13 protein-coding genes are annotated in these 13,813 nt (G+C 68.1%); 10 read left to right on the forward strand and 3 right to left on the reverse strand.

The window, feature by feature from the left end; genetic code table 11:
* Positions 1-8: 8 nt before the first annotated feature.
* Positions 9-560, reverse strand: a complete 552-nt coding sequence (locus tag ABL312_RS11440) for an XRE family transcriptional regulator (RefSeq protein WP_349357503.1) — start codon at positions 558-560, stop codon at positions 9-11.
* A 162-nt stretch (positions 561-722) separates the two neighbouring features.
* Here ABL312_RS11440 and ABL312_RS11445 point away from each other — a divergent pair, with 162 nt between their 5' ends.
* Positions 723-1,289: an HdeD family acid-resistance protein gene (locus tag ABL312_RS11445; protein WP_349357504.1), complete on the forward strand. Its 567-nt coding sequence runs from the start codon at positions 723-725 to the stop codon at positions 1,287-1,289.
* 42 nt (positions 1,290-1,331) lie between these two features.
* Here ABL312_RS11445 and ABL312_RS11450 read toward each other — a convergent pair whose 3' ends face one another.
* Both ABL312_RS11450 and ABL312_RS11455 read right to left on the reverse strand, forming a co-directional pair.
* Positions 1,332-2,771, reverse strand: coding sequence for an ATP-binding protein (locus ABL312_RS11450; protein ID WP_349357505.1), 1,440 nt, complete (start codon positions 2,769-2,771; stop codon positions 1,332-1,334).
* 134 nt (positions 2,772-2,905) lie between these two features.
* On the reverse strand, positions 2,906-3,376 hold the full coding sequence (locus tag ABL312_RS11455) for a molybdopterin-dependent oxidoreductase (RefSeq protein WP_349357506.1): 471 nt from the start codon (positions 3,374-3,376) through the stop codon (positions 2,906-2,908).
* A gap of 416 nt (positions 3,377-3,792) precedes the next feature.
* Here ABL312_RS11455 and ABL312_RS11460 point away from each other — a divergent pair, with 416 nt between their 5' ends.
* From ABL312_RS11460 to ABL312_RS11500, 9 genes are all read left to right on the forward strand, one after another.
* A complete protein-coding gene (locus tag ABL312_RS11460; protein ID WP_349357507.1) occupies positions 3,793-5,007 on the forward strand; it encodes an NADP-dependent isocitrate dehydrogenase in 1,215 nt (404 codons plus the stop codon).
* Positions 5,008-5,285: 278 nt separating this feature from the next.
* Positions 5,286-5,774, forward strand: a complete 489-nt coding sequence (locus ABL312_RS11465; protein ID WP_349357508.1) for a hypothetical protein — start codon at positions 5,286-5,288, stop codon at positions 5,772-5,774.
* 324 nt (positions 5,775-6,098) lie between these two features.
* Positions 6,099-7,637: an ABC transporter substrate-binding protein gene (locus ABL312_RS11470; RefSeq protein WP_349357509.1), complete on the forward strand. Its 1,539-nt coding sequence runs from the start codon at positions 6,099-6,101 to the stop codon at positions 7,635-7,637.
* A gap of 25 nt (positions 7,638-7,662) precedes the next feature.
* A complete protein-coding gene (locus ABL312_RS11475; protein WP_349357510.1) occupies positions 7,663-8,670 on the forward strand; it encodes an ABC transporter permease in 1,008 nt (335 codons plus the stop codon).
* Between the two features lie 80 nt (positions 8,671-8,750).
* Complete coding sequence (locus tag ABL312_RS11480) at positions 8,751-9,587, forward strand: ABC transporter permease (protein WP_349357511.1); 837 nt, start codon at positions 8,751-8,753, stop codon at positions 9,585-9,587.
* Complete coding sequence (locus ABL312_RS11485) at positions 9,584-10,591, forward strand: ABC transporter ATP-binding protein (protein ID WP_349357512.1); 1,008 nt, start codon at positions 9,584-9,586, stop codon at positions 10,589-10,591. Before ABL312_RS11480 ends, ABL312_RS11485 begins: the two co-directional genes overlap by 4 nt.
* Positions 10,588-11,607, forward strand: a complete 1,020-nt coding sequence (locus ABL312_RS11490) for an oligopeptide/dipeptide ABC transporter ATP-binding protein (RefSeq protein WP_349357513.1) — start codon at positions 10,588-10,590, stop codon at positions 11,605-11,607. Before ABL312_RS11485 ends, ABL312_RS11490 begins: the two co-directional genes overlap by 4 nt.
* Position 11,608: 1 nt before the next feature.
* Entirely contained in the window at positions 11,609-12,709 is a 1,101-nt protein-coding gene (locus ABL312_RS11495) for a C45 family peptidase (protein ID WP_349357514.1), read from the forward strand.
* A 44-nt stretch (positions 12,710-12,753) separates the two neighbouring features.
* Positions 12,754-13,794, forward strand: a complete 1,041-nt coding sequence (locus ABL312_RS11500) for a sigma 54-interacting transcriptional regulator (protein WP_349357515.1) — start codon at positions 12,754-12,756, stop codon at positions 13,792-13,794.
* The last annotated feature ends 19 nt before the right edge of the window (positions 13,795-13,813 follow it).

The following is a 13,813-nucleotide window of genomic DNA, read 5'->3' on the forward strand; positions in this document are numbered from 1 at the left end:
CTCCTGGATCAGGGCGCTATGGCGCACAGGATGTAGCGGGCCGCACGGGCCCCGGTCGCGCGGTAGCGGCTCGGCCCACGGAGGCGAAAACGCACGCCGTCGCCCGGCTTCAACCGATAGGTCTCGTCGGCGAGGGACAGCTCAAGCACGCCCTCCAGCAGGACGAGATGGTGTTCCAGATCGGCGACGGGCGGGACCGGATAGGCGATCTCCGCCCCGGCAGGCAGACACCCCTCGATCAGACTGCCGCGAAATCCGGGCGTCGATGGCGACAGGACGCGCCGCACGAAGCCCGTCTCCGGATCCCGCCAGACCGCCTGCGCCTCACGCGTCTGAAGTGCCGCCTCCGACACCGCGACGCCGGCGAAGAGCTCCGCCACCGACAGCCCGAAGGCGGCCGCAAGACGCCCCAGCGTCGCCGCCGTGGGGCTGATCTGCGCCCGCTCGATGCGCGACAGGCTCGCCCGGCTGACGCCGCTGGAGGCCGCCAGATCCTCCAGCGTCAGACCGCGCGCCTTGCGCAAGCGCGTCAACCGGTCAGCCAGATCCTCGTCGCGCATGGACGCCCGCCTCACGTTATGGGATTTTTTCTCATATATGAGAATTTCCGATCCGACAATCCCCAGACCTTTGCCCCGGCGGACAAGACGCCATCGCACCGACATCCCGGCTGGAGTAGGATGGGACACTGTTTTCGACGCGTTTTTCACGGAAGGCTTCCCATGACCGCTCAGACACACCCCGTTCCCATCACCGAGACCGTTCGCGACAAATGGGGCTGGTTCCTGGCGCTCGGGATCGCGCTCGTGATCGGCGGCGCCGCCATGATCACGGTGCCGCTCGCCAGTTCCATCGCCGTCACGCTGGTGATCGCCGTGGCCTTCGCCATCGGCGGCGCCGCCCAGATCTGGCACGCCTTCTCCGTCAAGGGCTGGAGCGGCTTCCTGTGGGATATCCTCACGGGCGTCATCGCGCTGGTGGGCGCGGTCGCCGTCTACTTCAACCCGGTCATCGGCGCCTTCGCGCTGACGCTGGTGGTCGCCGGCATCCTGCTGGCGCAGGGGCTGACCCAGATCCTGCTCGCCTTCAAGGTCCGCCCGCATGACGGCTGGGGCTGGCTGCTGGCCGCGGGCCTGCTGTCGATCCTGGCGGCCCTGTGCATCTGGTTCGAGTTCCCGTCGTCCGCGCTGTGGGCGCTCGGCCTGCTCGCCGGCACGGCCGTGCTGATCAACGGCTGGAGCTATATCGCCATCGCCCTGTCGGCACGGCGCATGAAGGCGGCCGGCTGAGACAGGCGCTGCCGCGACCGGCCCCGCGGCGGCGGTGCGCCGTCACTCGGCGGCGGTGGCGACGGAGGCCGGCGCCTGCGCCTCCCGGCTCAGGTCGGACCGGCCGAGATCGATGAAGAAATCCGCCCCCGCGCCGGGGCGGCTGGTCACATCCATGGTCCAGCCGTGGCGCTGCGCGATCGCCGCGCAGATCGCCAGTCCCATGCCGGTTCCCGCGAAATGCTCACGCCCGTGCAGCCGGTGAAACGGCTCGAAGACGCGGGCCTTGTGCGCCATGTCGAAGCCGATGCCATTGTCGCGCACATGGACACGCAGGGGCCGTCCGTCCTCGCCCCGCGCGACCCGGATCGACACGCGCGGCGTCTGGTCCGGCTTTCGGAACTTGACCGCATTGGCGATGAGATTCTGGAACAACTGCTCCAGAAACACGGGGTCTCCGTCGAGGCGGGTGTCGCCCCCGGAGACCTCGATCTCCGCGCCGCACTCTCGGATCTGTTCCGACAGGCTGTCGCACGCCCGGGCGATCAGGTCGCCGAGCGCCACGTCCTCCCGTTGGAGATCCCGGTCGCTTGCGACCGAATAGGTCAGCAGATTGGAAATCAGCGCCTTGGCGCGCCCGGCCGAGGCGCGCATCACGCCGGCGGCATAGTCGATGGTCTCCGCATCGCGCCGCGCGATGCCGTCCAGCAGCAGATCCGAGAAGACGCCGATCTTGCGCACCGGCTCCTTCAGGTCGTGCGAGGCCAGGTTGTTGAACTGGCTGAGGCGGTCGTTCGCGGCGCGCAGATCGGCATTGGCCTGCGCCAGTTCGTCGGTGCGCTCGGCCACCCGGCGCTCGAGCTGGCCGCGCAGACGCATCAGCTGGCTCCGGTCGCGCAGCAACAGCCCGCCCATGGAAAAGCCCGCGACCAACAGGCCGATGATCAGAAACAGGAGTATGTCGACGGTGCCGCGCAGGACCGCGCGCTGGCGCTCGGCCGCCGCGCGCTGAATGGCGTAGACGCCGGAGCGGAAAGCCTCCAGCGTCGGCCGCCAGGTCAGCAGCTCGGCGCGCAGGATCTCGGCCGCCGCCATGTCCCCCGACGCCGCCCGTCCGACGAGGGCGTCTGCCTCCCGCACGGCCCTCGCGAGATCCGGAATGCGGCCCGCCCCCTGGTCGACCCGTTCCAGCTCGCGTCCCACGGCCCCGTCGCCGAGGCGCATGGCGCGGCTCCAGACGATGTCGAACCGGGCCTGCACCTCCGCGCGATGCGCCGTCACGCCCGGCTCCAGAATGAGCGAATCGAGCGCATGCAGCAGGTCCTTGTACTCGACGACGAGCTGCGCGCTGTACCAGATCAGGCTCTGCCGGGTTTCCGCCTTGTCTTCGTTGTTCTGGGTGTTGAGGGTCGAAATCACGACGAAGAGGGAGCCCGTGATGATGGCAACGCCCACCATGAGCGACCCGTAGAGGGTCCGCACCCACCTGCCGCTGAGATCCATGCGCCCGACCTTCCGTCCTCGCCCCGTCCGGCCCCGGCTGCCCGACCGCCCTTCGATAGGGCAAGCTCCGCGGGCAGCCTTGTCAGCTTACAGCCCGCGCGCGCGGAGGGAAAGCGCAACCACAACCGGACGTTTCACCCGCCCTTCGGCAGAACGGTGAGCCGCCGCATCTGCCAGATCGCGCGCGAGTAATAGAGCTCGCTGCGCAGATCCGGATCGGCCGACCAGGGATAGACCACGCGCACCGGCCCGCGCTCGCGCACGCCGAGGGCCTTTCCGTTCTCCGAGATCGCCAGGATCACATCGTGCCGCCGCGCATCCGACACCGGGATGGTAATGCGATAGTCGTTGAGGGCGACGGCCTTCAGCGTGTCGCCGCGCGCGCGCACATGCTCCAGAACGCGCCGCAGCAGCGGTCCCTCGAACACTGTCGCGGTGTCGCTCCAGGGGGTCACCGTCTCGATGCGATGCAACCCCAGGCGCGCCAGGTCGGCCCTTGTGAAATTCACGAAGCCGGGGGCGGCGATCGCCCCGTCGACGGACAGGACGACGGGCGCGGTCCGCGCGGCCTCGCTGGCCGCCGCGCGGGACGTGCCTGCGGTCACGGCCACGCACACCAACGGGCACCAGACCAGCAACAGCGCCAGTACGACAGGCAGCGGCACACAAGGCACAGGCATGCGAGGCACAGGCACGCAAGGCACAGGCACGGCACAACGGAAAGGTCTCATCGCGAGCCTCGCCCTTTCTCGGCTGGATCCCCCAATTGTGTCCGACGCCGGCGCCGGATCGTCAAGGCCGGCGCGGCCGACGCAGTCCGCCGGCCCCGCGTCGGGAGGCGCCTCCCGCCGCCGGCGCGGCTTCCGGTCCAAGACGAATGCCTAGCTTTGCGTTTGCCCGCCCCTTTGCTATAGGGGCCGCGCGGACATCGCGGCGGGCCTGCCGGGCCGGCGGCTGCGACCGACGGACTCTCGGCGCGCGCGGCGCGCAAGGCCACCCAGAAGACGAGGTCATTGGCATTATGGCGAAGATTAAGGTTGAAAACCCGGTTGTCGAACTCGACGGCGACGAAATGACCCGGATCATCTGGCAGTTCATCAAGGACAAGCTGATCCACCCCTACCTCGACATCGACCTGAAGTACTACGACCTCGGCATCGAGAAGCGCGACGAGACCGACGACCAGATCACCGTCGACGCGGCCAACGCGATCAAGGAATACGGCGTCGGCGTGAAATGCGCCACGATCACCCCGGACGAGGCGCGCGTCGAGGAATTCGGCCTCAAGCGCATGTACCGCTCGCCGAACGGCACCATCCGCAACATCCTCGGCGGCGTGATCTTCCGCGAGCCGATCATCATGAAGAACGTGCCCCGCCTGGTGCCGGGCTGGACCCAGCCGATCATCGTCGGCCGTCATGCCTTCGGCGACCAGTACCGCGCCACCGACTTCCGCTTCCCCGGCAAGGGCAAGCTGACGGTGAAATTCGTCGGCGAGGACGGCACGGAGATCGAGCACGAGGTCTTCGACGCCCCGTCGTCGGGCGTCGCGATGGCGATGTACAACCTCGACGATTCGATCCGCGACTTCGCCCGCGCCTCGATGAACTACGCCCTGCAGCGCGGCGTTCCCTGCTACCTGTCGACCAAGAACACGATCCTCAAGGCCTATGACGGACGCTTCAAGGATCTGTTCCAGGAGATCTTCGACACCGAGTTCAAGGACGCCTTCGAAGCCAAGAAGATCTGGTACGAGCACCGCCTGATCGACGACATGGTCGCCGCCGCTCTGAAGTGGTCGGGCGGCTACGTCTGGGCCTGCAAGAACTACGACGGCGACGTCCAGTCCGACATCGTCGCCCAGGGCTTCGGCTCGCTGGGCCTGATGACCTCGGTGCTGATGACCCCGGACGGCAAGACGGTGGAAGCGGAGGCCGCGCACGGCACCGTCACCCGCCACTACCGCCAGCACCAGCGCGGCGAGGAGACCTCGACCAACCCGATCGCCTCGATCTTCGCCTGGACCCGCGGTCTGGCCCATCGCGCCAAGCTCGACGGCAACGACGAGCTGGCGAAGTTCGCCGCGACCCTGGAAAAGGTCTGCATCGACACGGTGGAATCGGGGCACATGACCAAGGATCTGGCGCTGCTCGTCGGCCCGGACCAGAAGTGGCTGACCACCAACGGCTTCCTCGACAAGATCGACGAGAACCTGCAGAAGGCCATGGCCGGCTGATCGGCCGCCTCGGCACGACCGGGACGAACGATTCCCCCCCCGGGGGCGGCATGTTTGCCGCCCCCTTCTTTTTTGACTCGCGGCAGGTTTGCCGCTCCTTTTTCGACCGACGGCAGGTTTGCCGCCTCTTTTTTTCGAGCGGCGGCACACCTGCCGCGCCCGTTTTGGCCTGAGGCGCATTTGCCGCTTCCCTTGTTTTGGCCTACCGTCGGGTTCCGCCGTTGCCGGGGCCGATCCATCCGCCCCGATCCTCCGATGCCCCGATACGAAGCGCCGCCATGACACTCTCCGTCCGCCGACCGCCGTTCCCCGCCATCTGGCCGACGCGCCTCCTGTGCGCCGGCGTCGCGCTTCTCGTCGCCCTGGCGGTCACGCTGACGGTTCCCCTCTCCGGCGCCCACGCCCAGCCGGCCTATGAGCCGGCGCGCGGCACGCAGGAGCGCAAGGATCTGATGAACGCGATCCGCCCCCTCGTGGAGGTGCGGGTCGGCGCACCGGTCGAATTCGTGGTCGACCGTTTGCGCGTGTCGGAGGGCTGGGCCTTCGCCATCGTCTCGCCGCAGCGTCCCGGCGGCGTGCCCATCGACCTGTCGCGCACGCTCTTGCGGGACCAGGCGGAGGTGATGGACACCATCACGACCTATGTGCTGCTGAGGCAGGCCTACGGCCGCTGGAACGTCGTCGACTATGCCATCGGCCCGACCGACGTCTTCTGGTATGGCGATCCCGTCTACAGCCAGTTGCCTCCCGGCCTCGTGCCGGGCTGAGCCGGGCGGCGCCCTGCCGCGGCCGCCTCGCCGCCGCCGGCACCGCGGCGACGCCGCAAGCGGCGCGAGTGGCATGCGGAACAGCGGCGGCTCCGCCGCCGACCGCCCCGCGTGAGAATCGCACATCTGCGTGAACCTCACGCATGTCGCGAGTATCGTGACAGCGATCGACAAACCCCCTCCTATAATCATTTGTATTAATTGATATTTTCCAGGCCCTCCTTTTTCTCGCGTCTGGCACGGCGTTTGCTCGGCGGGGGAGGTCCAGCTTTGGCGCACGTATCGCGCATCCGAAACACGGCTCGACCAAATGGGAGAACAATCATGAACCTTGCCAGAAGAACGCTGATCGCCTCGGCCACGGCCCTGCTCGTCGCGCTGCCGGCGGCGCAGGCGTCGGAACTGCGGGTGGGTTTCACCCGCGACGCCGACACGCTCGACCCGGCGAACCATCGCAACCGCGAGACGGAAACGCTCATCCGCAACATCTACGACGGTCTGGTGACCCGCGACGCGTCGATGAACGTGGTTCCCGAGATCGCCGAAAGCTTCACGCAGGTGTCTCCGACGACCTACGACTTCACCATCCGCGAGGGCATCACCTTCCATGACGGCACGCCGCTGACGGTCGAGGACGTCAAGTTCACCTTCGACCGGATGATCGCCGACGGCGGGATGGGCGACGGTCAGACCAGCCCGCGCAAGAGCCTGCTCGGCCCGCTGACCGCGGTCGAGATCCTCGACGACACGACGGTGCGCTTCACCCTGTCCTCGCCCTGGCCGCTGCTGCCCGCGATGCTGCCCTTCCAGGAGATCGTCTCGAAGGACTTCGTCGAGAAGGTCGGCACCGCCGGCCTTGCCACGCAGACCAACGGGACCGGCCCCTTCAGGCTCGCGGACTGGCGCAAGGGCGACGCGATCATCCTGGAACGCTTCGAGGACTATTACGGCGGTGCGTCCGACATTCCCCCGGTCGGCACGGCCTGCGTCGAGCGGGCGATCTTCAAGTTCATCCCGGAGTCGGCCTCGCGGGTCGCGGCCCTTCTGGCCGGCGACGTCCACATCATCAACGAGCTGCCGCCCTTCTCGGTCGCCCAGGTGAAGGCCAATCCGAACACCGACGTCATGGCGGTCAACGGCACGCGCTCCTTCTTCATCGCGATGAACATGGAAAACGAGCTGTTCGCCGACCTGAAGGTCCGCCAGGCGCTCGCCCATGCCATCGACAAGGACCTGATCGTCGACCGGATCCTGGGCGGCAACGCCGTGCCGATCAGCGGCATCCTGAGCCCCGACGCCTTCGGCAAGAACACCGAACTGCCGGCCATCCCCTATGATCCGGAGAAGGCGCGCGCGCTGCTGGCCGAGGCCGGCTATCCCGACGGCATCGACGTCGTCATGGACACCACCGGCGCCTACAAGGACACCGCACAGGCCGTCGCCTCGCTGCTGAACAAGGCCGGCATCCGCACCACCGTCACCGTCGGCGAGGCCGGCCAGCTGACCAGCAAGTGGCGCACCAAGGGCGGAGCGAAGTCCGGCGACATGTATTTCACCTCCTGGGGCAACGGCTCGCTCGACCCCTACGGCATCTTCAACCCCACCCACCGCACCGACGACCGCGGCAACTCCGCCGGCTATTCCAACCCGGAGCTGGATGCGCTTCTCGACGCGGCCGCGGTTGAAACGGACCGGGCGAAGCGCGCCGACCTCTATCGCGAGGCCGAAGCCATGGCCGCGGCCGACGTGCCTTACGTCTATCTGTGGGTTCCGCAGGATCTCTACGGCGTCTCCAAGCGCCTGAGCGGGTGGCAGCCGAGCGCCGACAGCCGCATCAACCTGCACGACGCCTGCGTCGACTGATCGCGTCAGCCCCGGAGAGATCGAAATGCCACTGGGCAAGCTTGTCGAACGTCTCGTCCACCTCGTCCCGGTCCTGCTCGGCGTCAGTCTCATCGTCTTCATGATGATGGCGCTCACGCCGGGCGACCCGGTCGAAATCATGATCGGCGACCAGAACGTCAGCGCCGAGGACGAGGCCGCCCTGCGCAGCGACCTCGGCCTCGACAAGCCGATCGCCCAGCGCTTTCTCATCTTCGTCGGAAACGCCGTTCAGGGCGACTTCGGCCTGAGTTTCTATCACCGCCGTCCGGTCAGCGAGGTCATCGCCGAGCGGCTGCCGGCGACGATCGAACTCAGCCTGGTCGCCCTGATCATCGCGCTCGTCACCGCCATTCCGCTGGGCGTGCTGGCGGCCATTCGCAAGAACTCGATCTTCGACAAGATGGCGACCGTCGGCTCGCTTCTCGGGGTGTCGCTGCCCGGCTTCTGGTTCGGCATCCTGTTGCTGATGCTCTTCGCGGTGCATTTGCAGATCCTGCCGGTCTCGGGCCGCATCGGCTTCGACAGCGAGGTCGAGCCGATCACCCACTTCCTGCTGATCGACAGTCTGCTGCACGGGCGCCTCGACGCCTTTTGGGACGCGCTGTCGCACATCATCCTGCCCGCGATCACCCTCGGGCTTCCGATGACGGCGATCCTGATGCGCGTCACCCGCACCTCCATGCTGGAGGTCATGCGGCAGGATTACATCACCTTCGCCGAGGCCAAGGGTCTGAAGCGCACGCGGATCATCTTCCGCCACGCCCTGAAGAACGCGCTGATCCCCACGGTCTCGGTCGCCGCCATCGAAACCGGCTCGCTGCTCGGCGGCAACATGATCGTCGAGACGGTCTTCGGCTGGCCCGGCCTCGGCCGTCTGGTGGTGGAGAGCATCTTCCTGCGCAACTACCCGCTCGTGCAGGCGGCGGTGCTCTTCTACGCCGTGACCTACGTGTTCCTGAACTTCTTCGCCGACATCCTCTACACGCTGCTCAATCCGAGGGTGAAACTGTGACCGCCGCGACCGCAACCTCTCCCGCCACCCAGCCTCCCGGTTCACCTCCGGGCGCCGGGGTCTCGATCTTCCAGCGCAACATGAAGCGCTTCGCGACCAACCGCCTGGCCATGACCTCCGCCGCCATCGTGCTGCTGTTCGTGGTGCTGGCCGTCTTCGCCCCCTTGCTTGCCCCGCACGACCCCAACGAGACGGATCTCTTCCGCCGCCTCCAGCCCCCCGGCTGGGCGGTCGGCGGCGATTGGGCCTATCCGCTCGGCTGCGATGCGCTTGGACGCGATATCCTGTCGCGCATCATCTACGGCGCGCGCATCTCGATCTTCATCGGCGCCGCCGTGGTGCTGGTCGCCACCACCATCGGCATCGCCGCCGGTCTGGCGGCGGGCTATCTGCGCGGCTGGGTCGATGTGGTGATCTCCCGTATTGTCGACATCCTGCTCGGCTTTCCCTACCTGATCTTCGCCATCGGGCTGATGGCGATGCTCGGCCCGGGCCTGATCAACGTCATCATGGCGCTGGCCTACAAGGAGTGGGTGATCACCTGCCGCGTCGTGCGCGGCGAGACGCTGGTCAGCCGCGAGCTGGAGTATGTGGAGGCCGCCCGGGCGCTCGGCGCCTCGCGGGCGCACATCATGGTGCGCGAGATCCTGCCCAACATCCTGTCGCCGGTGATCGTCGTCTCAACCATCCGCATGGCGCATGTGATCATCCTGGAGGCGAGCCTGTCGTTCCTGGGTCTCGGCGTTCAGCCGCCGACCGCCTCCTGGGGATCGATGGTCGCCGACGGCCGCGCCTTCATTCTCGACGCCTGGTGGGTGTCGACCTTTCCCGGCATCGCCATTCTCCTCCTGGTGCTCGCCATCAACGTCGCCAGCCAGGGCCTGCGCGATGCCTTCGATCCGAGGTTCCACGAATGAGCACGACCCCCGACACCCTTCTCGAGGTCAGCGGCCTGCGCACGGTGTTCGACACGCCCGACGGCACGGTCTGCGCGGTCGACGGCGTCGACGTCGCCGTGCGGCGCGGCGAATGCCTGAGCATCGTGGGCGAATCCGGATCGGGCAAGAGCGTGACCTTTTCCTCCGTTCTCGGCCTGGTCCGCGCCCCGGGGCGCATCGACGGCGGCGCGATCCGCTTCGACGGCCGGGATCTGCGCGCGCTCACTCCGCGCCAGATGCGGGCCATTCGCGGGCGCGACATCGCCATGACGATGCAGGATGCCCTCACTGCCCTCAATCCCGCGCTGACCATCGGCGAGCAGCTTGCCGAGGTGCTCTACGCGCACGACGAGGAGCTGCCGAGCGGACGCCGGGCGCGCCGCGCGGCGGTACGCGAGCGGACGCTGGAAATGCTGGGGCTGGTGGGCATCCCCTCCCCCGCCGACCGTCTCGCCCAGTATCCGCACGAGTTTTCCGGCGGCATGCGTCAGCGGATCATGATCGCCATCGCGCTCGCCTCGCGGCCCAAGCTGCTGATCGCCGACGAGCCCACGACCGCGCTCGACGTGACCATCCAGGCGCAGGTGCTGGAGCTGATCTCCGACATTCGCCGCAAGCTCGGCATGAGCGTGGTGCTGATCACCCATGACCTCGGCGTGGTGGCGGAACACAGCGACCGGGTGATGGTGATGTATGCCGGCCAGGTGGTCGAGGAAGGCCCGACGCGGGACGTCATCGCCGCGCCGCGCCATCCCTACACCAAGGGGCTGCTCGCCTCGATCCCGCGCCTGTCCCTGCGTGGCCAGCCCTTGCAACCGATCGAGGGACAGGTGCCCGACCTGATCGGCCTGCCGCCGCAATGCCGCTTCTATTCGCGGTGTTCCGAACGCACGCCCGCCTGTCTCCAGCCCATCGGGATGCACGACACCGGCGCGGACCGCCGCGCGCGCTGCATCCATGCCGCACGAGAGGTCGCCCAATGACGACGCCGGATACCCCGCTGCTTCAGGTCGACCACCTGGAGAAGACCTATCGCGGCCGCCTGTCGCTCGGCGACCGCCTCGCCCGCGTTCCTCCCATGGTCGTGCGCGCCGTCAACGACGTGTCGCTCAGCGTCGGCCGCGGCGAGGTTCTCGGCCTGATCGGCGAGAGCGGCTGCGGCAAGTCCACCCTCGGGCGCACCATCCTGCGGCTGCACGAGCCGACCGCCGGCACCATCCGCTTCGACGGCCAGGACATCACCCACGTGTCGCCCGACGCCATGAAGGCGCTGCGCCGGCGCATGCAGATCATCTTTCAGGACCCTTACGCTTCCCTCAATCCGCGCCGCAGCGTCGCCGAGATCATCGGCCTGCCGCTGGCGTTGCACGGGCTCGCGCGCGGTCGCTCCGAGACGCGCGACAAGGTCGTCGCGATCATGGAAAAGGTCGGACTGAAGGCGAACCAGCTCGACCGCTATCCGCATCAGTTCTCCGGCGGGCAGCGGCAGCGCATCGGCATCGCCCGCGCGCTCGTGAGCGGTCCGGAGTTCATCGTCTGCGACGAACCCGTGTCCGCCCTCGACGTCTCGATCCAGGCGCAGATCATCCAGCTTCTGCTCGACCTGAAGCGCGAGATGGGGCTGACCTATCTGTTCATCTCGCACGACATCTCGGTGATCGGCTATCTGGCGAACCGGGTGGCGGTGATGTACCTCGGCGAGATCGTGGAAACCGGGCCCGTGGAGGCGGTCCTCGGCCGTCCGCGCCATCCCTACACCCAGAGCCTGATGTCGGCGGTGCCGGATGTCGACGCCACGGACAAGGGCGCGCGCGTGCGCCTGACCGGCGACCTGCCGACCCCGCTCGATCCGCCCTCGGGCTGCAAGTTCCACACCCGCTGTCCGCTGGCCATCGCGCGCTGCAAGTCCGAGGCGCCGGCGACCGAGACCCTGGAATCCGGGCACCGGGTCGCCTGCCACCGCGTGCACGAGAACATCTCCCTGCTGGAGACCGCCTGACATGAACACCCCCGACCTTCCACGCGGCACGCCGCTGTCGCTGACCGGCCCGCCCCGTGCGCGCGGCGCCGGCCAGGCCGCACAGGCCGCACGGAGCGGCGTCACACGGGCGGCCGTCGCCGAGGCCACGCTCGCCCGCGTGAGTCAGGCCCGCGCCGACGGCCTGATCGACGCCGAGGCGGAGCGCTATCTGGCCGCGCAACGGGATTTCGCAGAGACCCAAGATCCCGCCTCCATGGAGGAACTGCGCGGGATCGCCGAAGGCTTCGGTCTCGACCTCGACGACCTCTTCGCGCATCTGCATCTCGGCATCCTGCGCGATCTGGCGCAAGGCGCGCGCGCCGACGAGGACGGCTGCTCGGCACTCGCCCTCGTCGGCGACGACGCCGGGCCGCTGGTCGCGAAGAACCGCGACTTCGCCGGCACGCATCTGGGGGTTCAGAGCGTGGCGCGCCACGAGGGCCCCGACATCGACACCGGCGCGCTCCTGTGTGTCGGCAGTCTCGGCGCGCCCGGCGCCTATTCCAGCGGCATGAACGCCGCCGGCCTGGTTCTGGTGGATACGCAAGTCGGCGTGCGCCGGCATCGCGTCGGCTGGCTGCGCTATTTCCTCATGACCCGGATCCTCGCCACCTGCCGCACGGTGGACGACGCCGTCCGGCTGGTGCGCGCGCGCCCGCATGCCGGCGGCGGAACGCTGGTCCTCGCCGATGCGCAAGGGGCGAGCGCGGCCATCGAACTCGGCGCCGAGACGGTCGCGGTGGAGCGCGCCGCCCCGGTCTGGCGCACCAATCACTTCGTGAGTCGGGAGCTTGCCGGCGACACCCTGCCGGCGCGCGACGACCGTGTCGCGGAAAACTCGCGCCGGCGTTTCGCAGCGCTTGAGGCGCAGCTGCCCGGAACACCCCCGACGGCGGCGGCGCTGATGCGGCTGATGGCCCAGCACGCGGACGAGACCCCGCACGCCGGCCCGCTGTGCCAGCATCCCGCCGGCGACGATGCCCGGACCATTTCCTCGACGGTTTATTGCGTTGCCGATCACCGTCTATATTTTCACGAGGGCAATCCGTGTCGCGGGGACTGGACGCATTTCACCCTGTAACCGTGTCCCGCCCCGCCGCACGACCGGGCCGGACGGGAGACAGCGTGGCGGGATACGACAACGATCTGATCGGCGACCATCCGAGCATGGTGGAACTGCGCGCCCTGATCGCGCGCGTGGCCAGAAGCCCGGCCCAGAACGTCCTGATCTACGGCCCGACCGGCACCGGCAAGGGCATGATTGCGCGCATGCTGCACCGCCTGTCGTCGCGCGCGCAGCGACCCTTCGTCGACATCAACTGCGCCGCGATCCCGAGCGCCCTGCTGGAATCGGAGATGTTCGGCCACGAGAAGGGCGCCTTCACCGGCGCGGTGGAGCGCAAGGTCGGCCTCGTCGAGGCCGCCAATCACGGAACGATCTTTCTCGACGAGATCCGTGAAATGGAGCCCATGCTCCAGACCAAGCTGCTGAGCCTTCTCGACACGCACGAGTTCCGCCGCGTCGGCGCGATCAAGACAACAGCCGTCGACGTCCGCGTCGTCGCCGCCACCAACAAGGTTCTCCTGTCGGAGGTGATGGCGGGGAACTTCCGCGAGGATCTCTATTACCGGCTGCAGGTGGTGGCGATCAATCTGCCGGCGCTGCGCAATCGCGGGCGCGACGTGCTGCTGCTCTCCGACTATTTCATCGAGCTCAAGAACCGGCGCTACAACCGCGCCATTCGCGGCCTCAGCGACGAGACCGCCGACATCTTCCTCAAGTACCCCTGGCCCGGCAACGTGCGCGAACTGGAGAACCTGCTCGAGCGGATCTTCATCCTGGAGGACGAGAACGTCATCCTGCCCCGCCACCTGCCCGACCGCATCCTGCGCACCGTGCGCGCGGGAAGCAGCACCATCACCCCCGCCGACGGCGAGGCCCCGGACACCCCGAACACGGCGAGCGCGGCGATCCCGCCCCCGGCGCTGACGGAGGATGCCGCCGGGCTCGGCTTCCACGAAGCCACGCAGGCCTATCAGAAGGCCCTCATCGACCGCGCGCTTGCCGCGTCCGGCAACAACATGAAGGAGGCGGCCGCCCGGCTGAGGATCAGCCGCCATGCCCTGCGCCATCAGATGATCAAGCTGGGAATGACGCCTGCGTGAATCTCACGCAGGCCCGCGC

Origin of the sequence: Stappia sp., assembly GCF_040110915.1 — a bacterium.
Taxonomy (GTDB): domain Bacteria; phylum Pseudomonadota; class Alphaproteobacteria; order Rhizobiales; family Stappiaceae; genus Stappia.

What these genes read in the sequence shown, in the direction of transcription:
- ABL312_RS11450 (WP_349357505.1), bottom strand. Translation starts at nt 2,771, where the DNA reads ATGGATCTCAGCGGCAGGTGGGTGCGGACCCTCTACGGGTCGCTCATG.
- ABL312_RS11495 (WP_349357514.1), top strand. Translation starts at nt 11,609, where the DNA reads ATGAACACCCCCGACCTTCCACGCGGCACGCCGCTGTCGCTGACCGGC.
- ABL312_RS11470 (WP_349357509.1), top strand. Translation starts at nt 6,099, where the DNA reads ATGAACCTTGCCAGAAGAACGCTGATCGCCTCGGCCACGGCCCTGCTC.
- ABL312_RS11445 (WP_349357504.1), top strand. Translation starts at nt 723, where the DNA reads ATGACCGCTCAGACACACCCCGTTCCCATCACCGAGACCGTTCGCGAC.
- ABL312_RS11475 (WP_349357510.1), top strand. Translation starts at nt 7,663, where the DNA reads ATGCCACTGGGCAAGCTTGTCGAACGTCTCGTCCACCTCGTCCCGGTC.
- ABL312_RS11485 (WP_349357512.1), top strand. Translation starts at nt 9,584, where the DNA reads ATGAGCACGACCCCCGACACCCTTCTCGAGGTCAGCGGCCTGCGCACG.
- ABL312_RS11490 (WP_349357513.1), top strand. Translation starts at nt 10,588, where the DNA reads ATGACGACGCCGGATACCCCGCTGCTTCAGGTCGACCACCTGGAGAAG.
- ABL312_RS11440 (WP_349357503.1), bottom strand. Translation starts at nt 560, where the DNA reads ATGCGCGACGAGGATCTGGCTGACCGGTTGACGCGCTTGCGCAAGGCG.
- ABL312_RS11480 (WP_349357511.1), top strand. Translation starts at nt 8,751, where the DNA reads ATGAAGCGCTTCGCGACCAACCGCCTGGCCATGACCTCCGCCGCCATC.
- ABL312_RS11465 (WP_349357508.1), top strand. Translation starts at nt 5,286, where the DNA reads ATGACACTCTCCGTCCGCCGACCGCCGTTCCCCGCCATCTGGCCGACG.
- ABL312_RS11460 (WP_349357507.1), top strand. Translation starts at nt 3,793, where the DNA reads ATGGCGAAGATTAAGGTTGAAAACCCGGTTGTCGAACTCGACGGCGAC.